Source organism: Alphaproteobacteria bacterium, from assembly GCA_017308135.1.
Classification (GTDB): domain Bacteria; phylum Pseudomonadota; class Alphaproteobacteria; order CACIAM-22H2; family CACIAM-22H2; genus Tagaea.
In genome coordinates, this window is sequence record JAFKFM010000008.1 from 695,140 (window position 1) to 715,504 (window position 20,365).

General features: G+C 65.3%; 17 protein-coding genes. 9 read left to right on the forward strand and 8 right to left on the reverse strand.

Annotated features, from left to right (window positions below; all coding sequences use genetic code 11):
• The first annotated feature begins 53 nt into the window (after positions 1 to 53).
• From J0H39_11575 to J0H39_11585, 3 genes are read left to right on the forward strand one after another with little or no spacing between them, the layout of a single operon-like run.
• A complete protein-coding gene (locus tag J0H39_11575) occupies positions 54 to 3,056 on the forward strand; it encodes an efflux RND transporter permease subunit (GenBank protein ID MBN9497384.1) in 3,003 nt (1,000 codons plus the stop codon).
• Complete coding sequence (locus tag J0H39_11580; protein MBN9497385.1) at positions 3,053 to 6,190, forward strand: efflux RND transporter permease subunit; 3,138 nt, start codon at positions 3,053 to 3,055, stop codon at positions 6,188 to 6,190. Before J0H39_11575 ends, J0H39_11580 begins: the two co-directional genes overlap by 4 nt.
• The gene (locus J0H39_11585) at positions 6,187 to 7,632 is read left to right on the forward strand and encodes an efflux transporter outer membrane subunit (protein ID MBN9497386.1); all 1,446 of its coding nucleotides are present in this window, start codon (positions 6,187 to 6,189) and stop codon (positions 7,630 to 7,632) included. The genes J0H39_11580 and J0H39_11585 overlap by 4 nt, the downstream gene beginning before the upstream one ends.
• Here J0H39_11585 and J0H39_11590 read toward each other — a convergent pair whose 3' ends face one another.
• From J0H39_11590 to J0H39_11615, 6 genes are all read right to left on the reverse strand, one after another.
• The gene (locus J0H39_11590; GenBank protein MBN9497387.1) at positions 7,633 to 8,403 is read right to left on the reverse strand and encodes a hypothetical protein; all 771 of its coding nucleotides are present in this window, start codon (positions 8,401 to 8,403) and stop codon (positions 7,633 to 7,635) included.
• A 4-nt stretch (positions 8,404 to 8,407) separates the two neighbouring features.
• A complete protein-coding gene (locus tag J0H39_11595; protein ID MBN9497388.1) occupies positions 8,408 to 9,190 on the reverse strand; it encodes an ABC transporter ATP-binding protein in 783 nt (260 codons plus the stop codon).
• 25 nt (positions 9,191 to 9,215) lie between these two features.
• Positions 9,216 to 10,007 (reverse strand): ABC transporter permease, encoded by a 792-nt coding sequence (locus tag J0H39_11600; GenBank protein ID MBN9497389.1) that lies wholly within the window; start codon positions 10,005 to 10,007, stop codon positions 9,216 to 9,218.
• Between the two features lie 76 nt (positions 10,008 to 10,083).
• Complete coding sequence (locus tag J0H39_11605) at positions 10,084 to 11,082, reverse strand: ABC transporter substrate-binding protein (protein MBN9497390.1); 999 nt, start codon at positions 11,080 to 11,082, stop codon at positions 10,084 to 10,086.
• Positions 11,083 to 11,115: 33 nt separating this feature from the next.
• The gene (locus tag J0H39_11610) at positions 11,116 to 11,868 is read right to left on the reverse strand and encodes an ABC transporter permease (GenBank protein MBN9497391.1); all 753 of its coding nucleotides are present in this window, start codon (positions 11,866 to 11,868) and stop codon (positions 11,116 to 11,118) included.
• Entirely contained in the window at positions 11,865 to 12,665 is an 801-nt protein-coding gene (locus J0H39_11615) for an IclR family transcriptional regulator (protein ID MBN9497392.1), read from the reverse strand. Before J0H39_11615 ends, J0H39_11610 begins: the two co-directional genes overlap by 4 nt.
• Positions 12,666 to 12,793: 128 nt before the next feature.
• Between J0H39_11615 and J0H39_11620 the strand changes: the two genes are divergently transcribed.
• Positions 12,794 to 13,492, forward strand: coding sequence for a hypothetical protein (locus tag J0H39_11620; protein MBN9497393.1), 699 nt, complete (start codon positions 12,794 to 12,796; stop codon positions 13,490 to 13,492).
• On the opposite strand, the gene J0H39_11625 is transcribed toward J0H39_11620, so the two are convergent.
• On the reverse strand, positions 13,489 to 14,037 hold the full coding sequence (locus tag J0H39_11625) for an HD family hydrolase (protein ID MBN9497394.1): 549 nt from the start codon (positions 14,035 to 14,037) through the stop codon (positions 13,489 to 13,491). The genes J0H39_11620 and J0H39_11625 overlap by 4 nt on opposite strands.
• Before the next feature lie 17 nt (positions 14,038 to 14,054).
• A complete protein-coding gene (locus J0H39_11630) occupies positions 14,055 to 14,981 on the reverse strand; it encodes a LysR family transcriptional regulator (protein MBN9497395.1) in 927 nt (308 codons plus the stop codon).
• A 99-nt stretch (positions 14,982 to 15,080) separates the two neighbouring features.
• Between J0H39_11630 and J0H39_11635 the strand changes: the two genes are divergently transcribed.
• The 5 genes from J0H39_11635 (at position 15,081) to J0H39_11655 (ending at position 20,365) form a co-directional block, all read left to right on the forward strand.
• Positions 15,081 to 16,517 (forward strand): NAD-dependent succinate-semialdehyde dehydrogenase, encoded by a 1,437-nt coding sequence (locus J0H39_11635; GenBank protein ID MBN9497396.1) that lies wholly within the window; start codon positions 15,081 to 15,083, stop codon positions 16,515 to 16,517.
• Between the two features lie 19 nt (positions 16,518 to 16,536).
• The gene (locus J0H39_11640) at positions 16,537 to 17,496 is read left to right on the forward strand and encodes a dihydrodipicolinate synthase family protein (GenBank protein MBN9497397.1); all 960 of its coding nucleotides are present in this window, start codon (positions 16,537 to 16,539) and stop codon (positions 17,494 to 17,496) included.
• A 14-nt stretch (positions 17,497 to 17,510) separates the two neighbouring features.
• Positions 17,511 to 18,092, forward strand: coding sequence for a 3-hydroxyanthranilate 3,4-dioxygenase (locus J0H39_11645; GenBank protein ID MBN9497398.1), 582 nt, complete (start codon positions 17,511 to 17,513; stop codon positions 18,090 to 18,092).
• Positions 18,093 to 18,181: 89 nt separating this feature from the next.
• Positions 18,182 to 19,357 carry an ABC transporter substrate-binding protein gene (locus J0H39_11650; GenBank protein MBN9497399.1) on the forward strand — a complete coding sequence of 392 codons (1,176 nt, stop codon included), beginning with the start codon at positions 18,182 to 18,184 and terminating at the stop codon, positions 19,355 to 19,357.
• Positions 19,358 to 19,444: 87 nt separating this feature from the next.
• A complete protein-coding gene (locus tag J0H39_11655) occupies positions 19,445 to 20,365 on the forward strand; it encodes a branched-chain amino acid ABC transporter permease (GenBank protein MBN9497400.1) in 921 nt (306 codons plus the stop codon).

Genomic DNA, 20,365 nt, shown 5'->3' on the forward strand with positions numbered 1-20,365 from the left:
GCCTCAATCCGTCACGGCTTTTCGTGCTGCGCCCCGTGGCGACGACGCTGCTGATGCTGGCGATCGTGCTGATCGGCCTGGTGGCGTTGCGCTTGCTGCCGCTGTCGTCCTTGCCCGAGGTCGATTACCCGACGATCCAGGTCCGTACGCTTTATCCGGGGGCGAGCCCCGACGTGATGGCGAACACGGTGACCGCCCCGCTCGAACGCCAATTCGGCCAGATGGCCGGGCTCGACCGGATGTCGTCGTCGTCCTCGGCGGGCGCCTCGGTCATCACGCTGCAATTCGCGCTCGATCTGCGCTTGGACGTGGCCGAACAGGAAGTGCAGGCCGCGATCAACGCGGCGAGTTCACTGCTGCCCAGCGACCTGCCCGCCCCGCCGATCTACGCCAAGATCAACCCCGCCGATGCGCCGATCCTGGCGCTGGGCGTCACCTCGCCGACGCGCGGCCTGCCCGAAATCCAAGATCTGGTCGATCAGCGCTTCACCAAGAAGATCGCGCAAGTGCCCGGCGTGGGCCTGGTGAGTTTGAGCGGCGGCCAGCGCCCGGCCGTGCGTATTCAAGCCAACGTGCAGGCTTTGGCTGCGCGCGGGCTGTCGCTGGACACGCTGCGCACGGCGATCGCGGCCGCCAACGTCAACACCGCCAAGGGCAGCTTCGACGGGCCGACGCGCTCGTGGAGTATCGATGCCAACGACCAGCTCGCCGATGTCGCCGCCTATCGCAATCTCGTGATCGCTTATGCCGATGGCGCGCCGGTGCGCTTGTCGGACGTGGCCGAGGTGGTCATGTCGGCCGAGAATACGCGCCTGGGCGCTTGGATGAACGCCACACCGGCGATCATCGTCGAAGTGCGCCGCCAGCCCGGCGCCAACGTCATCGGCACGGTCGATGCGATCAAGCGCGCCTTGCCCGAACTCGAGCGCCAATTGCCCGGCGATATGCGCGTCACGCTGCTGACCGACCGCACCGAAGGCATTCGCGCTTCGGTGCGCGACGTCAGTATCGAACTCGTGCTCGCCGTCGTACTGGTGATGCTGGCGATCTTCCTGTTTCTGGGCGATCTGCGCGCCACGATCGTCGCGGGCATCGCCGTGCCCGTCTCGCTGATCGGCAGTTTCGCGGCGATGTATCAGCTCGGCTTCAGCGTCAACAATCTGTCGCTGATGGCGCTGACCATCGCGTCGGGCTTCGTCGTCGACGACGCGATCGTGATGATCGAAAACATCGCGCGCCATTTGAAGAAGGGGGCCACACCCTTCGCCGCCGCGATCGAAGGCTCGAAGGAGATCGGCTTCACGATCATCTCGCTGACTGTCAGCCTGATCGCCGTGCTGATCCCGCTGCTGTTCATGGACGACGTCGTCGGGCGGCTGTTCCGCGAATTCGCGATCACGTTGGCGATCTCGATCCTGATTTCGGCGATCGTCGCGCTGACGCTGGTGCCGATGCTGACCGCGCGCTGGATGAAGCCGGAAGCGGAAGGCGAAGCCCCCGCCCTCGTGCGCTGGACGATGGCCTGGTTCGATGCGGTGGCGCGCGTTTACGCGGCGATGCTCGATTGGGTTCTGGCCTATCGCGCGATCACGTTGTTGTTCTTCGCGGCGACGCTGGCGCTGACCGTGGCGCTCTATATCCAAATCTCCAAAGGCCTGTTTCCCGAACAGGACACCGGCCAGATCCGCGCCACGATCATCGCCGACCAAGACGTATCGTTCCAGCGCATGTCGGCGCTGCAAGCGCAGATCGCCGACGCGATCCTCGCCGAGCCGGAAGTCGCGAGCCTCAGTTCCAATGTCGGCGTCGACGGGCAGAACCCGACGCTCAACCAAGGCCGCATGCTGATCAACCTGGCGCCCAAGGACCAGCGCGGCCCTCAAAGCGCGCTGCTGGACCGCTTGCGCGAACGCGCGCGCGCCGTCGCGGGCGTCATGCTGCATCTTCAGCCCGTGCAGGATTTGACGATCGAGACCGAAAGCGGCGCCAATCGCTATCGCTTCTCGCTGGAGGGCGCGAAGCTCGACGAGGTCAACGCGACGGCCGAACTATTGCTGACGGCGTTGCGTCGCGAACCGATGCTGCGCGACCCGACGTCGAACGTGCTGGCGCGGGGTGCCTCCGTCACCGTCGCCATCGACCGCGATGCGGCGGCGCGCCTGGGCATCAGCGCCGCGACGATCGACGCCGCCCTCTACAATGCCTTCGGCCAACGTATCGTCTCGACGATCTTCGCGCCGGCCGCGCAATATCGCGTGATCCTGGAAAGCCAGCCCGGCATGCTGGCGACACCGGATTCCCTCAACCGGCTTTACGTGCCGGTGAATTCCACCACGTCGGTACCGCTGGGTACGATCGCGCGTTTCGTGACCGGCCAAGCGCCGCTACTGGTCTCGCGCGTCGCGCAATATCCCGCCGCCACGATCGGCTTCGACGTCGCCCCCGGCGTGGCCTTGGGCGATGCGGTCGACCGCATCACGGCGGTCGCCGCACAGATCGGCATTCCGCCGGGTGTCGCGATAAAATTCACCGGTACCGCCAGCGCTTTCCGCGCGGCGCTGACCAATCAGGTCTATCTGATCCTCGCGGCGATCGTCGTTGTCTATATCGTGCTGGGCGTGCTGTACGAAAGCTTTGTGCATCCGCTGACCATTCTATCGACGCTGCCGTCGGCCGGCGTTGGCGCGTTGGTCGCGCTGATGTTGACCGGGAACGACCTCGGCGTGATCGGCATCATCGGCTTGGTGCTGTTGATCGGCATCGTCAAAAAGAACGCGATCATCATGATCGATTTCGCGATCGAGGCGCGGCGCGCCGGCGAAACCGATCCCGTCGCCGCGATCCGCCAAGCGGCGCTGCTGCGCTTCCGCCCGATCCTGATGACCACGCTGGCGGCGTTGTTCGCCGCCTTGCCGCTGATCTTCGGGGCGGGCATGGGTGCGGAATTGCGGCAGCCTTTGGGTATCGCCATCGCCGGCGGCTTGATCGTCAGCCAAGCGCTGACGCTGTTCACCACGCCGGTCATCTTCCTGTTCTTCGATCGGCTGGGGCGATGAATCTCTCCGCCCCCTTCATCCGCCGCCCGATCGGCACGATCCTACTGACGATCGGCCTCGCCTTGTCGGGCCTGGCGTCGTTCTTCCTGTTGCCGGTGGCGCCGCTGCCGCAGGTCGATTTCCCGACCATCGTCGTCACCGCCACCGTACCGGGCGCAAGCCCCTCGACCATGTCGGCAAGCGTCGCCGCCCCGCTGGAAAAGCATCTCGGCACCATCGCGGGTGTGACCGAGATCACATCGCGCTCGGGTATCGGCAGCAGCAACGTGATCCTGCAATTCGATCTGAGCCGCTCGATCGATGGCGCCGCGCGCGACGTGCAAGCCGCGTTGAACGCCGCGCGGCTCGACCTGCCCGCCGCCCTCAAAAGCAATCCGACCTATCGCAAGATCAATCCGGCCGACGCGCCCGTGCTGATCCTGGCGCTGACCTCGCCCACGCTCACACCGCCCGAGATCTACGACGCCGTGTCCAACATCGTGCAGCAGCGCCTGTTGCAGATCGAAGGTGTCGGCGACGTGGAAATGGGCGGGGCCGCCCTGCCCGCCGTGCGCGTTGATCTCAACCCGCTGGCGCTGACTCGTTTCGGTATTTCCAGCGAGGACGTTCGCGCGGCCCTGGCCGCGATCAGCGCCAACCGGCCGCGCGGCGCCATCGAAGGCGAGGCTTTGTCCTGGCAGGTCTATACGACGCGCCAGGGCCGTTTCGCCGCCGACTATAAGGATTTGGTCGTCGCGTGGCGCAATGGCGCCGCCGTGCGCCTGTCGGATGTCGCGGAGATCACCGACGGCCCCGAGGATGTGCGCACGATGGGCCTTTATAACGGCCAGCCGGCGGTGATGATCCTGCTGAGCCGCCAGCCCGGTGCGAACATCGTGGCGACGGTCGATGCGGTGAAGGCGGAATTGCCAATCCTCGAAGCTTCGCTGCCAGCGGGTATTTCGTTGCATGTCGCCTCCGACCGCACCAAAACGATCCGCGCGTCGTTGAAGGAAGTCGAGACCGCGTTGGTCGTCGCCACGCTGCTGGTCGTCGTGGTGGTCAGCTTCTTCCTGCGCTCGCTGCGCGCGACGTTGATCCCGCTCGTCTCGATCAGCGTGTCGCTGCTCGGCACGCTGGCGATCATGTATCTGGCGGGGTTTTCGCTGAACAACCTGTCGCTGATGGCGCTGACCATCGCGACCGGCTTCGTCGCCGACGACGCGATCGTGGTGATGGAGAATATCGCCCGCCACATCGAAAAGGGCGAAAGCCCGCGTATGGCCGCCTTGAACGGGGCGCGCGATGTCGGCTTCACGGTGCTGTCGATTTCCGTCGGCCTGATCGCGGCCTTCATTCCGCTGCTGTTCATGGGCGGCGTGGTGGGGCGCATTTTCGCCGAGTTCGCGGTGACGATGACGATCGCCATCGCGATCAGCCTCGTCGTCTCGCTGACCACGACTCCCATGCTCGCTTCGCTGCTGCTGCGTGGCGATGAAAAGCCCAATACGTTGAGCCGGGCAGCCGAATATCTGTTCGGCCTGGCGCAGCGGCGCTACGCGCATGATCTCGATTGGGCCCTCGCCCATCCAAAGATCGTCATGTTGGCTTTCGCCGCGACGCTCGCGGGCAGCGTCTATCTGCTCCAGACGATCCCCAAGGGCTTTTTCCCGGAGCAGGACACCGGCGCTTTGATCGGCGGTCTGCGGGCCGATCAAAGCATCTCGTTCCGCGATATGCAGAACAAGTTGCAGCAGATCGAACGTATCGTGCGTTCCGATCCCGGCGTCGAAGCCGTCGTCGCCTTCACCGGCGGCACACGCGCCGGCAGCGGTTTCATGTCGATCGCGCTGAAGCCGGTGGCGCAACGGGATTCGAGCCGCGCGATCATCACGCGCTTGCGCCCGCAACTCGCGCGCGTCACGGGGCTTACGGTGTTCCTAAGTCCCGTCCAAGACATGCGCATCGGCGCGCGCAGTTCCAACAGCGCGTATCAATATTCGCTGAAGGCCGACGATCCCGACACGCTGTGGGACGCGGGGCAGAAACTTCTGGCCAAGTTGCGGAACACGCCGGGCCTGACCGACGTGGATATCGACCAGCAGCGCAGCGCCATGTCGGTCTATGTCGAGATCGATCGCGACCGCGCGGCGCGCCTGGGCGTCACGATGCAAGCGGTCAACGCCGCGCTCTACAACGCTTTCGGCCAGCGTCAGGTCGCGACGATCTACGCCGATCTCAACCAATATCGTGTGGTGCTCGGCGTCGCCCCGCGCTTCACCGGCGCGCCCGAGGCGCTGGAGAATATCTACGTGCCCATCGGGGCGGCCGCTCTCGCGACTGCCGCCGCCGGTACGCCGCGCGACGCGAGCGCGGGTTCCCCCGTCAGCACGAACCCGCGCGGTTTCGTGCCGTTGTCGCAGATCGCGCGCTGGGCGCCGCAAGCGGCACCCGCGTCGATCGCGCATGATGGCGGCCAGCCGGCGGCGACGTTGAGCTTCGCGGTGGAAGACGGCGTGACTTTAGGCGAAGCCGCCGATCTGCTGCTCGAAGCGCAGCGTTCGCTGAACCTGCCGACCTCGGTCCATGGAAGCTTCGCCGGCAGTGCGCGCACCTTCGCGCAGACGACGCGCACGATGCCGCTGTTGATCCTCGCCGCCATCGTCGCGATCTATATCGTGCTCGGCATTCTCTACGAAAGCTGGATCCATCCTTTGACGGTCTTGACGACGCTGCCTTCCGCCGGAATCGGCGCGTTCCTGGCGCTGCTGGCGACGGGTACGGCCTTCGATCTGATCGGCATGGTCGGGATCATTCTGCTGATCGGTATCGTCAAGAAGAACGCAATCATGATCATCGATTTCGCCCTGGCGGCGGAACGCGCACGCGGCCTTACCCCGCGCGAGGCGATCCGCGAAGCCGCGTTGCTGCGCTTCCGCCCCATTCTGATGACGACGCTGGCAGCGGTCTTCGGCGCGGTCCCGCTCGCCATCGGTTTCGGCGACGGGGCGGAGTTGCGCCGCCCCTTGGGCATCGCCATCGTCGGCGGCATGATTGCGAGCCAATTCCTGACCCTGCTGATCACGCCCGTCGTCTATCTCGCCCTCGAACGTTTGCGCCTGCGCCGAACGACGCTGGGACAGGTCACGCCATGATCGCCCGCCGCACCCTTCTTCTCGCTTGCACGGCATTGGTCGCCGGTTGCGATCTTGTGCCCGACTATCTGCGCCCGACGACGGCGGCGATCCCCGCGACGTTCAAGGAGGAACCGGGCTGGCGCGTCGCCGCCCCGGCTGACGACATCGCGCGCGGCGATTGGTGGCGGCTGTTCGAGGATCCGATCCTCGACGATTTGCAGCGGCGCGTGATCGTGTCGAACCAGACGCTCGCCGCCGCGAAGGCCGCCTACGATCAAGCGCGTGCGCTCGTGCGCGAACAGCGCGCCGCCTATCTGCCGACGGTCAGTTTGAGTGCGGGCGGCAGCATGACCGAGAACCCGAGCACGAATTCGACCAGCCGCACGACGACGACGACCAATCGCAGCTCGGGCGCCTATACGGTCTCGTATAACGCGACCTTGGGGGCGACGTGGGAACCCGATCTATGGGGCCGCATTGGTGCCACGGCGAGCCAAGCGGGCGCGTTGGCCGAAGCAAGCCGCGCCGATCTGCTCGCCGCCACGCTATCCGCGCAGGGCGAACTGGCATTGAACTACGTTCAACTGCGCGGGCTTGAAGCGCAGAAGACGATCTACGCCGATACGATCACGGCCTACGAGCGCGCCTTGACCATCGTGCAGAACCGCTACGACGCGGGCACGGCGCAGCGTTCCGACGTGCTGCAAGCGGAGACCGCGCTCTATAACGCCCGCGCCAACGCCAGCGATCTCGACCGCCAGCGCGCCCAGCTTGAACACGCGATCGCCGTGCTGGCGGGCGAAAACCCTTCGACCTTCTCGCTTCATCCGGCGGTGAGCGAACCCGTTCTGCCCGCGATCCCGTCGATCCTGCCGGGCGAGCTGCTGCAACGCCGGCCGGACGTCGCCGCCGCCGAACGGCGCGTGGCCGCCGCCAACGCCAATATCGGCATCCAGCGCGCGGCCTATTTCCCGGCCGTCGATCTGACCGGCGATCTGACGTCCAGCGCGCAGCGCGTGGGCCGCTTGTTCGATGCGGCGAGCACGCTGTGGTCGCTGGGCGTCTCGGGCGCGGTGACACTGCTCGATTTCGGCGCCACCGCCGCGCGTGTCGAACAAGCGCGCGCCGCCTACGCGCAGACGGTCGCGAATTATCGCGGCGCGGTCCTCGTTGCCTTCCAGCAGACCGAAGACCAGCTCGCCGCGATCCGTGTGCTGGCGAACGTGGCGGAGTTCCGTATCGCCGCCGCGCACGCCGCCAATCAAGCCGAGACGATCGCGCGCAATCAATATCTCGCGGGCCAGATCGGCTATGCCGACGTGATCGTGGTGCAGACGACGGCGCTGAGCGCGCGGCTTGCCGAAGCGCAGTCGATCACCGACCGGCAGAGCGCGGCGGTCTCGCTGATCCAGGCGATCGGCGGCCATTGGCGCGACGACGCACTCCAGACCGCGCCGTAATTACTGTTCGAGGCCGGAAGCGAGCAGCCAATCGCCGATCGGCTTTACCTGGCTGCCGACCATGTCGCGCCCGGTGACGACGGGCACGTTCGCCGCCCGCGCCATCGCGGCAAGACGCGTCTTGGGCGGATCGGCGACGATATCGGCGACGCAAATCGCCTTGGCGATCTGGGCTTCGTCGAACGGCGACGGGTCGCCGTCACGCATGCCCAACGGGGTCGCATTGACCAGAATATCGGTGGCGGCACCGTCATACGCCGCAACAGGGCCGAGATCGCGCAAGCTTGCGACCGCCTTGGCCACCACCTCGGCGCTGGCGTCGGCAATCGCCAAGCGCTTGCAGCCTTGCGCCAGGATCGCCTGGGCGATCGGCAGTCCCGCCCCGCCAATCCCGGCGAGCAGGATGTTCGACGTGGCAACCGGTACGTCGCGGACCAGCAGCGCGTTGACCAGCGCGATACCGTCATATTGCGCGCCGACGAAGCGCCCGCCTGCCCCACGCTTCGCCGCGTTGACGCTGCCCGCGCGCTTCGCCACCTGCGAGATGGCTTCGAGATGCGGAATGATCGTGCGTTTATGCGGCATCGTCACGAGCAAGCCGTCAATCGACTTGTCGGCGGTCGCCGCCGCCATGAAGGCGTCGAGATCGCCGGGATCGACATGGCGCGTTTCGATCTCGACCGCGACGCCAAGCTCGCGCAGATATTCCGTCAGCAAGGCGGGCGTGCGCACGGTCGTCACCGGCGCGCCGATCATCACATAGCGCTTCATCGCTTCACTTGAATTTGTAAACGCCGAGCTTCTCGAAGATCGAGTAGATCCGGTTCGCGTATTTGGTGAACTCCGGATACTCGCCCAGATGCGCCGGGCGCGGCCGGGGCAGATCGATCTTGATCTCCTCGACGATCGTGCCGGGGCCCTTGGACATGACCAAAACGCGGTCGCTGAGGCCCACCGCCTCGTCGATCGAGTGCGTGATGAAGAGCACCGTCTTGCGCGTGTCGAGCCACAGCATTTCCAGATCGTGGCGGATCTGGGTGCGGCTGATCGCGTCGAGCGCGCCGAAGGGTTCGTCCATCAGCAGCATCGACGGATCGTGCACGAGCGCACGCGCGATCGACACGCGCTGACGCATGCCGCCCGAGAGCTGCCAAGGATAGCGGTTCTCGGCACCCTTCAGGTTCAGGCGCTCGAACAGCGACTCAGCGCGCGCTTGGATGACCGATTTGTCGAGGCCGCGGATTTCCTGCTGCAGCATGACGTTCTTCATCGCCGTGCGGAAATCGAGCAGAAGGTGATCCTGAAACACGATCCCGACTTCGGTGATCGGCTTGGTCAACGGCTTGCCGTCGACCTCGATGCTGCCTTGCGTCACGGGCTCCAGGCCCGAGGCGAGCAGCAAGGTCGTGCTCTTGCCGCAGCCCGACGGGCCGATCAGGCTGACGAACTCGCCCGGCTTGATGTCGAGATCGATCGGCCCCAGCGCGTGATAGGCGGAGCCGTCGGTCCCGTACACCTTGGTGATGCCGCGCGCGACGATGGAAGCGCCTGTCGTCATTCTCAATCGGTCCTGTTGCTAAAGATCACGCGTGCCGGGGACGGTTCCACGGCATCAGAAACTTCTCGGCCGCGAGCATCGCGCCGTTGAACACGAGCGCCACCAGCGCCGTGGCGATCAGGCCGCTGAACATCAGTTCCATATCCATGAAGCTGGACGCGCGCATGATCATGAAACCGAGCCCGGCGCTGGAGCCGATGAATTCCGCGATGATGACGCCTTCGACCGCCTTCACGATGCCGATCTTCATACCGGCGAAGATGTAGCCCATCGCGGCGGGCAAGCGCACATAGCGGAAGGTTTGGAAGGCCGATGCGCCCATCGAGCGCGTGATGTAGCGCAGCCTCGGATCCGTGGCGCGGAAGCCGGACATGCTGTCGACCAGAATCGGGAAGAAGCACATCAGGAAGACGATGAACACCGCGACCGCCGGGCTCACGCCGAACCACACGATCAGGATCGGCCCGATCACCGTCTTGGGCATGATGTTGAGGAAGACGATGACCGGGAACAGCCCGCGTTCGAGCGTGCCGACCGAGATGATGGCAAGTGCGAGCGGCACGGCGACCAGCACGGCCATGCCGAAGCCCAAAGCGATCGACATCGACGTCGCCCAAGCTTGCGCCAGCACGATCGTCCGATCGGCGACGAGGCGCGCAAGGAAATCCGACGGCTTGGGCAGGATATAGAGCGGCACGTCGTTGATCCGCACCAACGCTTCCCATAGCCCGAGGCACAAAGCGACCGCGAGCGTGGGATAGGCGATCCACGCGATCCAGGCGGTACGTTGGCGGAAGGTTTTCATCGGTGCGGTCATGCCGGCGCGTTCGTTCGATCTGAAAACGGATCCGGCGACGCGGAAGATCGCTCCCCCGCGCCGCCGGAAAACCCGATTACGGGCAGAGAACCGGCGTCGCCGGCAGGTAAGCGTTGGTGTAGTAGTTCGTGATCGGCTTGTCGGTCGGGAAGCCCATCGCGGTGGTCATCACCTCGTAGGTCTTCTGCCAAACTTCCGGCTTGGTGGCGCCGATCGTGTCGCCCTTGCCCGCCGGGCAGACCGACGCGAAGCTGTAGACCGCACCCTTCAGCAGATCTTCCTTCGACTTTTCCATATCGGGGAACAACGCCTTCAGCGCGTCGACCGAAGCGGACGGATCCTTGATCGCCGCTTCCCAGCCCTTCGCCGTGGCGGCGACGAACTTGCGGTACACGTCCGGACGCGCGGCCAGCTTGTCGTCGCGCGCGACGAGGCTGAGCGAAATCAACGGCACGCCGTTGTCGTAGAAGTAAATGACGCTGGCTTTCCGGCCTTGCGCCGCCAACGGCACGACGATGTTTTCCGGCGTTTCGGCGACGGCGTCCACACCCCCCGAGGTCAACAGTCCGAGGCTCGCGGCTTGTGCTGCCGAAACGATCGTGACCGAGGATTCGGGAATGCCGTTCGCCTTCAGGAACAACGGCACGAGCGGCACAACGGCGGCCCCCGGCGCGACGGCGATCTTCTTGCCGGCGAGATCCTTGGGCGACTTGATGCCGGAGCTGTCGAGGAAGTTGATGCCGAACTGGCCCGCCTTCCAGATCGTCGAAACGATCTTGATCGGCGCACCCTTCGACGCGGCGTTGAGGATCGCGCCCGCATCGGCGAGACCCAGATCGCTCTGGCCCGTCGCGACCAGCTGCGCGGCCACGCCCGAGCCGCGGCCTTCCTGCAGCACGACTTCCAGGCCTTCGGCGGCGTAATAGCCGTTCTTCTGCGCCATCGCGAAGCCCAGATGCGCCGAGTCAGCGCGCCAGTTCATCGTCAGCGTCAGCTTTTCGGCGGCGACCGCCGAAGCCGCCGAAGCCAGCACGAGGCCGGCCGCCACGGCGGCGAGTTTCGTGAATCTATTCATCGTTTCCTCCTTCGTTGAACTTCGTTGGTTGGTTCACTTGCGCCGCCAGGGCAGCAGCAATTTCTCGAGCGACGCCATCGCGTAGCTCAACGCCACACCGATCGCCGACGCGACGACCAGCGTGGCGAAGATCAGCGGCGTGTCCTTGTTGTCCATCGCGCGCAGCACGATGTAGCCGAGCCCGTTATTCGAGTTCATCCACTCGACGACGATGACGACGGTCACCGCGATGACGATCGTGGTCTTGAAGCCGGAGAAGATCGCGGGGGCCGCCGCCGGCAATTCGATGTAGCGGAAGGTCTGAAACCACGACGCGTTCATCGAACGGCTTAAATAGAACAAGCGCCGATCCGCCGCCTTGAACCCCGCCACGCCGTCGACCAGCACGGGGAAGAAGGTGATCAGCGCCGTCAGCAGGATCTTGGGGAAATCGGCGTAGCCGAACCACACGAGCATCATCGGCGCCAGCGTGATCTTGGGCAGGCCCTGGATGAACACGACCAGCGGATAGAGCAGCATTTCGCAGCGCCGCGAATTCGCGATCAGATAAGCGAGGATCAGGCCCGGCACCGCGCCCGCGACGAAGCCGTAGATGATGAGGCGCGTGGTGATCAGCCCGTGCGTGACGAAGCGCGGATACTCGTTGACCACGCGCATCAGGAAATTCGACGGTGCGGGCAGCACGAAGGTCGGTAACGCGAACACGCGCACGACCAGTTCCCACAGCAGCAACAAGCCGGCAAACCACAGCACGGGCTCGCGAAGGCGGGCGAAGGCGGCGTTCATGCGGGCGCCATGTCGCGCTGGCGGATCCGCAACGGCCAGATCTCCGCGATCTCGCGCGATGCGGCTTTCAACGCGTCGGCGAGATCGGCGTAGCGCGCGGGATCGATGCGCAGGATCGGGCCCGCAACGCTAATCGTGCCCGCGACCGGTGACCGGGAATCAAGGCCCGCGAAGAACGGCACGGCCAACGCCGCCGTCCCCGTCTCCGCCTCGTCCACCGCTTTGGCGTAGCCATGCGCGCGCGCATCGGCGAGTTCGCGCCGGAACCCTTCGACATCGTTGACCGCGCGCGGGCCCAGCGGGCGGCGCGCCTTGAAGCCGCGCGCGCAGACGATGCGCAAGGCTTCGCTTTCGGGCAGCGTCGATAGCCAGGCTTTGCCGTTGGCGGTCGCGTGCAACACGATCTCCTGCCCCATATCGGGGTCGTAGCGCAGGCCCGGCGGTGCGCCTTGCGCGCGTGCGACCCAAACGAGGTCTTCGCCTTCGACGATCGCCAAGCGGCAATATTCGGCCGTGCGCTTGGCCAAACGGTCGAGCACGGCTTGCACCATGTTGGGCACGGCGCGCGCGTCGAGATTGCGGAAGGCGAGCGTACTCAGGCGCAAGGACAGCGCGTAGCTCTGCGTCGCGGGGTCCTGCACGACCCAGCCGCGCGCCATCAATGTCGCGAGAATGCGGTGACCCGCGCTGGCCGGCAAATCGACGCGGCGCGCGAGCTCGGACAGCTCCATCGGCTCCGCCTCGCCGGCCAGAACCTCGATGATCGCAAGACAGCGCTCGACTGCGTTGACCGTCATGGATGTCTCGTTGGTGGCGGGCGGTTTCCCAGAGCGATTATGAAAAATTGATACTGAATTCCAAATTGGAATGCAATATCATTTTTAGATCGTCTTGCTTTACGACCCTAAGAAACGCGGAGAAATCGATGAGTTTGGTTGGACTTGGCGCCGTCGCGATCTGGCACGACATCGCCCCCGAGGGCCGCGACGAATTCTATGCGTGGCATGGCACCGAGCACATGCCCGAGCGCGTCGCCATCCCCGGTTTCCTGCGCGGCCGCCGTTATGTGGCGCGCGACGCGAACCTCGAATTCTTCAATCTCTACGAAGCGCAAACCCATGGCGACGTGACCGGCCCCGCCTACCACGCGCGGCTGCAAAGCCCGACGCCGTGGACCGTGTCGACCGTGAAGCATTTCCGCAATGTCGCGCGGTCGATCTGCGCGGTGGGGGCGAGCTTCGGGTCGGGCCAAGGCGGTCTCGCCGCCACTTGGCGCTACGACGTGGCGCCTGCGCGCGCCGAGGAACATCGCAAAGCGCTCGCCGAAACGATCCTGCCGGCGATCGCGCGCCAAGGCTTCATCGCGGGCGCGCATCTGCTGCGCGCCGATGCCGATGCCAGCGCCGTGGTGAATGCGGAGGAGAAAGCGCGCGGCGTGGCCAATCGCGTCCCCCGCTGGATCGTGATCGTCGAAGGCTGGGGCGACGAGGCGAAATTCGCCGCATATTGCCGCGCGGCGCTGGCCGACAAGACGCTGGAAGCGAGCGGCGCCGTCGGCCCGTTCGAAGCCGGGTTCTACGCGTTGCAGGCGACGATCGACCGCAGCGATCTGCCGAAGAGCTAAGCGAGCTTCGCGAATTTCGCCAAAAACTTTTCGCGCGCTTCTTCGGCGGACCATGCTTTCAGCGTGGCGACATGCGGCGTGCGGCGGAAGGCGAAAACCTTGCGCGCTTCGGGCTCGGTGAAACCGGCCAGCGCCACCGCCTCGATATAGGCGGCTTCGCGGTCGGCGCGCTTGATCGCCAGCGTCCATTCTTCCGGCAGGCGCGCAGGCAAGCCGAATCGCAGATGCACCGCCGCCTGCACGCGCTTCTCCAGCGACTTATACGAATCGCCGATCACCGCCTTGAACGGCGTAATGAGGTCGGCGGTGACGAACTCGCTGCCATCGTGCAGCAACGCCGCCCGGCGCATCTCGCGCGTCGGGCGCGTCATCGCCGCGTCGAAGATGTCGAGCACCAGAAGCGAATGCTGTGCCACCGAGAAGCCATGCGCACCCGTCGTCTGGCCGTTCCAGCGCGCGACGCGCGACAAGCCCAACGCGATATCCTCGATCTCGATATCCAGCGGCGACGGGTCGAGCAGATCGAGCCGCCGACCCGACAACATGCGTTGCCACGCACGGGTCACTTGCGATCCCCCACGCCGCCATGCGCCAAGGCCTTCGCCGCGTTCGCGCGCGCAAGGGCCGTAAACGCCGCCGCCGCCGGCGTGAGCGAACGGCCCGACGCCGCGATCAGGCTGATATCGCGGCCGACTTGCGGTCCGCGTAGCTCTTTGAGCGTCACGCGCCGGTCATGCGCGATCTTGCGCGCGATCGCGGGCAGCACGGCGATGCCCAGTCCCGCCTCGACCAGCGCTACCGCCGTCGTGACATGCGAAACCTCATAGGCCGGGCGTGCAGGCCGGCCCAAACCGCCGAAGCCCATTTCGACGAGGGCCCGCAAGCCGCTTTCGCGCGTCAATGCGATCAACGGTGCGTCGGCGATTTCGGCCCAGGTCGTCGAGCGGCGCTTGCGCCCGCCCGTTTCGGTTGCCGGTGCGAACACCATCAGCGTGTCGTGCATCAGCCTTGTTTGCGAAATTCCCGCCTCGCCCGCCGCAAATGTGCCGATCCCCAGATCGGCCTCGCCGCCGCGCACTTTGTCGACGATCATATCCGTGCCCGCATCGATCAACGAAACCCGGACACCTGGATACGCGCGGGTGAACGCGGCGATCAAGCCCGGCAGCAACACGCTGCCCAGCAGCGGCGCGCAAGCGACGGCGACATGGCCCTTCCGGCGCTGGGCGAGATCGGTCAAACCCCGCAGCGACGTGTCGATATCGGCGAGCAGTTTTTCAGCCTGCGGCATGAATTCGCGCCCGGCCTGGGTCATCTCCACCCGGCGCGTCGTGCGATCGAACAATGCGACGCCGACCTGCTGCTCCAAATCGCGGATCAGCGCCGACAAAGCGGGCTGGCTGATGCGCAAGCGTTCCGCCGCCCGGCGGAAGGCGCCCGCTTCGGCGACGGCCATGAAGCCGCGCAAATGGCGTAACTCGACATTCATAGGCCAGGACTATCAATCAATCCGAAAATTCCGTCTAGTCTCTCAAACCCGGCGGCGGGACAATCCCGATCAATCGAGGCGAACAGGAGCACAGCGAAGATGCCGGCCTATCCCGAAATCGGGCTTTATATCGACGGCAAGTGGCGCAAGACGTCCGACACGCTGCCCATTCTCAACCCCGCCGACGAAGCCGAAATCGGGCGTTGCCCGGTCGCGACCAAAGCCGATCTCGACGACGCCCTCGCCGCCGCCGCCAAGGGTTTTGCGCTGTGGAGCCGCACCTCGCCGCATAAGCGCGCCGCGATTCTATGCCGTGCGGCCGCCTTGATGCGCGAACGGCAGGAGGAGATCGCCCAGTCGATCACCCGCGAACACGGCAAGCCGATCGCGCAAGCGCGGCTCGAAGTCATTCGCGGCTGCGAATTCTTCGAATGGGATGCGGGCGAGGCCGTGCGTCTCTATGGCCGCGTCATCCCCAGCGAACAGGGCATTCGCTACATCGTCCATCACCAGCCGATCGGCGCGGTCGCCGCGTTCTCGCCGTGGAATTTCCCGATGAGCCAGCCCTGCCGCAAGATCGCGGGCGCCATCGCGTCGGGCTGCGCCATCATCATCAAGGCGGCCGAGGAAACCCCGGCGGGGGCCGTGCATATCGCGCGCGCCTTGCACGACGCCGGTTTGCCCGCTGGCGTGTTCAATCTCGTTTTCGGCGTGCCGGCGGATATTTCGAGCTATCTCATACCACGCCAGCCGGTGCGCATGGTCGCTTTCACCGGGTCGACCGCCGTCGGCAAATGGCTGAGCGAGCGCGCCGCGCAAGCGATGAAGCCCGTGCTGATGGAACTGGGCGGGCATGCGCCGGTCATCGTGTGCGACGACGTCGACCCGATCGAGGCGGCACGGCTTTCGGTCATCCGCAAGTCGCGCAACCAGGGCCAGGTCTGCACGTCGCCCACGCGCTTCTTCGTGCTGGAAAAGAACTACGCCGCGTTCCGCGACGCGTTCGTCGAAGGCGCCAAGGCGATCAAGGTCGGCGACGGGTTCGACCCCGCCACGCAGATGGGCCCGGTCGCCAATCATCGCCGTTTGGCGGCGATGGAGGAATTGACGGCCGATGCCAAAGCCAAAGGCGCCAAGCTGCTGGCGGGTGGCACACGGATCGGCAACCGCGGTTATTACTTCCCCGTCACCGTCTTCGCCGACGTGCCCGACGACGTGAAAGCGATGAGCGTCGAGCCGTTCGGCCCGCTGGCGCTGATTGCCCCCGTGCGCTCGCTGGAGGAAGGCATCGAGAAGGCCAATTCCCTGCCCTTCGGGCTGGCGGCCTATGCCTTCACCCATTCGGCGCGCAACGTGGATCTGCTGACCGACGGCGTGGAATGCGGCAATCTGTCGATCAACACGCTGGAAGCGTCGGTCGCCGAAACGCCGTTCGGCGGCGTCAAGGAAAGCGGCTACGGCCGCGAAGGCGGTGCGGAAGGTCTGCACCATTATATGATCGTGAAGAACGTCTCCCATCGCATGGCGATGGGCTGACGAACCGGGAGACACCGCGATGAAATATTCCCGCAGCGAAGCCAAGACCTACGCCCGCACCAATATGAAGGGTGTGTGGGCCGCCGCGTTGACGCCCTTCAAGGGGCCCGAACGCGCGATCGACGAGGCCGGTTTCCAGCGCAATGTCGATCATTGGGTCGGCAAGCTGGGCATCGACGGGTTGTTCATCGCCGGCAAGCAGGGCGAATTCTTCTCCATGAGCTTGGCCGAGCGCAAGCGCATGTTCGATCTGGCGGTCGAAGCGACCGGCAAGCGTGCCGGCACCATCATGTCGTGCTCCGACCAGAACATGGACACGGTGATCGAACTCGCCAAGCACGCGCAGAAGGCCGGGGCGGACTACATCGTCGTCCACGCGCCCGTGCTGCATTTCCTGAAAGCGCAGGACGAGACGCTGTTCAACTACTACAGCCATGTCGCGCGCCAGGTGGATATCGGCATCGCGCTGTGGAGCCATCCGGACTCCGGCTATCTGATGAGTCCGCAGCTTTGCGCACGGCTCGCCGAGATCCCGAACGTCGTCGCAATCAAGTACTCGGTGCCGCGCCCGATGTATTCGGAGCTCACGCGCTTGGCGGGCGACAATCTGATCGTCTCGACGGCATCGGAAGAGGAATGGTTCGACAACATCGTCGAACTCAAATGGCAGGTCTATCTCTGCTCCAACCCGCCTTTCCTATTCCAGACCGCCGCCGACAAGCGCATGCGCGACTATACCGACCTCGCCTTCGCGGGCCGCATCGAGGAAGCCAAGCGCATCCGCGACAGCCTGGAGCCGGTGCGCGAGGCCTTCAAACACAGCCGCCCGGCCGAAAAGCCCCATGCCCACGCCAAATATTGGCAGGATTGCCTGGGCCAAACCGGCGGCGAGGTCCGCATGCCGCTGCTGGGCTTGACCGATACCGAAAAGAAGGCGATCGAAACCGCCATCGCGAAAAGCGGTCTCAAACTCAGCTGAAGGGAGAAGAAGTCATGTCCATCCTCGACCAACCCTCCCCCCCCGTTTCCGATCTTTCGTTTCGCCAGCCGTTCAACTTCCAGAAATGGATCGACGAGAACCGGCATTTCCTGAAGCCGCCCGTCGGCAACAAGACGCTGTATCAGAACGGCGGGATCATCGTCATGGTGGTCGGCGGGCCGAACTCGCGCGTCGACTTCCACGACGACCCGGCCGAGGAGTTCTTCTATCAGCTGAAGGGCGACATGATCCTGAAGATCGCGGATCGCGGGAAGATCTACGACGTCACGATCCGCGAAGGCGACGTGTTCCTGCTGCCGCCCCACACCATCCATTCGCCCCAGCGCCCGGTGGCCGATTCCGTCGGCCTGGTGATCGAGGGCGCGCGCCGCCCCGGCGATATCGACGGTTTCGAGTGGTATTGCTTCGAATGCGGCGGCAAAGTCCACCGCGTCGAAGTGGAATTGAAGGATATCGTCAAAGACCTGCCGCCGCTTTACGATGCCTTCTACGCCGATGAAAAGGCGCGGGTTTGCCCGCATTGCGGATCGGTCCATCCCGGCAAAGTGCCGCCGCCGGGCTGGGTCAAAATCTGACGGCTAGGCAGCGTCCGGCCGTTGGGTTAGAAATAGTTTAAGTCTAAAGCTTTCGGCCGAGACCGAGGCTCAAAACAGGAGAGGCAAAGATGAAGAGAAGAACGTTCCTCACCGTCGCCGGTGCGGGTGCCGCCACCCTCGCCGCCCCGTCGCTGCTGCGCGCGCAAAGCGCCGTGCGCATCGGCCTGATCACGACGTTGTCGGGTCCCGGCGGCTATATCGGTGCGGATATCCGCGACGCGTTCAACCTCGCCGTCGAAATGGAAGGCGGCAAGCTGGGCGGCGTGCCCGTGCAGGTCGTCGTGGAAGATGACGGCTTCCGCCCCGGCCAAGGCAAGACGGTCGCCGAGCGCATGCTGCGCAACGACGGCATCAAGCTGCTGACCGGCATCGTGTTCTCGAACATCCTGGGCGCCACGCTGCCCGATATTCTGGACGCCGACGCGATCTATGTGTCGCCCAACGCCTCGCCGTCGAACTTCGCCGGCAAGGAATGCCACAAGAACTTCTATTCGATCGCTTGGCAGAACGACACGCTGCACGAATCGGCCGGCCAAGTGGCCAAGGAACTCGGCCACAAGCGCGCCTTCATCCTGGCGCCGAATTATCAAGCGGGCCAGGACGCGCTCGCCGGCTTCAAGCGCATGTTCGGCGGCACGATCGTGGGCGAGCAGTACACGCGCCTCGACCAAACCGACTACGCGGCCGAAATGGCGGCGATCCGCGCCGCCAACCCGGACGTGGTCTTCCAGTTCCATCCGGGCGGGCTGGGCATCGCCTTCCTGCGCCAATACGCGCAAGCCGGCCTCATCGGCCGCGTGCCGATGGTCGTGGCGGCCCCGTCGCTCGACCACACGACGCTGAAGGCCGTGGGCGACGTCGCCGACGGGCTGTGGGTGTCGTCGCACTGGAACGTCGATTTCGACAACGCGGCGAACAAGAAGTTCATGGCCGGCTTCACGCAGAAGCATAACCGCACGCCGACCTACTACGCCTCGCAGAGCTACGACACGGCGCTGGCGATCGCCGCGGCGTTGCAACAGACCAAGGGCGACATCAAGCCGGAGAACTTCCGCACGGCGATGGTGAAGGCCGACTTCGCGTCGGTGCGCGGCGCCTTCAAGTTCGGCCCCAACCAGCACCCGATCCAGGACTGGTACGCGCTGAAGGCCGGCAAGAGCGCTTCGGGCGAAATGCAAATCGTCACGCAGCGCAAAGTGCTGACCGCGCATGGCGACATCTACGCGCCTCAGTGCAAACTCTAAGCGTTTGAATCGCGCCCGGAAGCCGCCCCCGAGTTCGGGGGCCGGTTTCCGGGTGTCGATTTTCGGCGCGGGCGTTTTCGGATCGGCATGTCGCTTCTTTTCGTCGAACAGGTTCTGAACGGGTTGCAGCTCGGCGTCATGCTGTTTCTGCTCGCGGCGGGGCTGACGCTGATCTTCGGCATCATGGGCATCATCAATCTCGCCCATGGCTCGCTCTACATGGTCGGCGCCTATGCGGGTTCGATCGCCGCTTCGGCGACCGGTTCGTTCCTGCTCGCCGTTCCCGCCGGCCTCGCGGCGGCGGCCGTCACCGGCCTGGCGATCGAATATCTCGTCATCCGCAAACTCTACGACCGCGACCATCTCGATCAGGTGCTCGCGACCTACGGCCTCGTGCTGCTGTTCAACGAATCCATCAGCCTGATCGTCGGCCGCCAGCCGCTGTTCGTCGGCGTGCCCCCGGCTTTGTCGGGCTCGATCGAAATTCTGCCGGGCATGACCTTCTCGGTCTATCGCTTGACGATCATCGTCGCGGGCCTTGTCATCGCCGCCGGCCTCTACGCGCTGATCCAGCGCACGCGTCTGGGCATGTTGATCCGTGCGGGCGCCACCAACCGCGACATGGTCCGCGCGCTCGGCGTGGACATTAAGCTTCTCTACACGCTGGTCTTCGGCCTGGGCGCCTTGCTCGCCGGGTTCGCGGGCGTGATGGCCGGGCCGCTTCTGTCGGTCCAGGTCGGCATGGGCGAGCAGATCCTGATCATGACCTTCGTCGTCGTGGTCGTCGGCGGCGTGGGCTCGATCCGCGGCGCCTTGTTCGGCGCCATCGTCGTCGGCCTCGTCGATACGCTGCTGCGCGCCTTCCTGCCGCAACTCGTGCGCGGATTGCTCGCCGATCCGTCGGAAGCCGACCAGCTCTCCGCCGGCCTCGCCTCGATGGGCGTCTATGTCTTGATGGCGATCGTGTTGCTCTGGCGCCCGCAAGGGCTGTTCCCGGCGCGGAGCTAG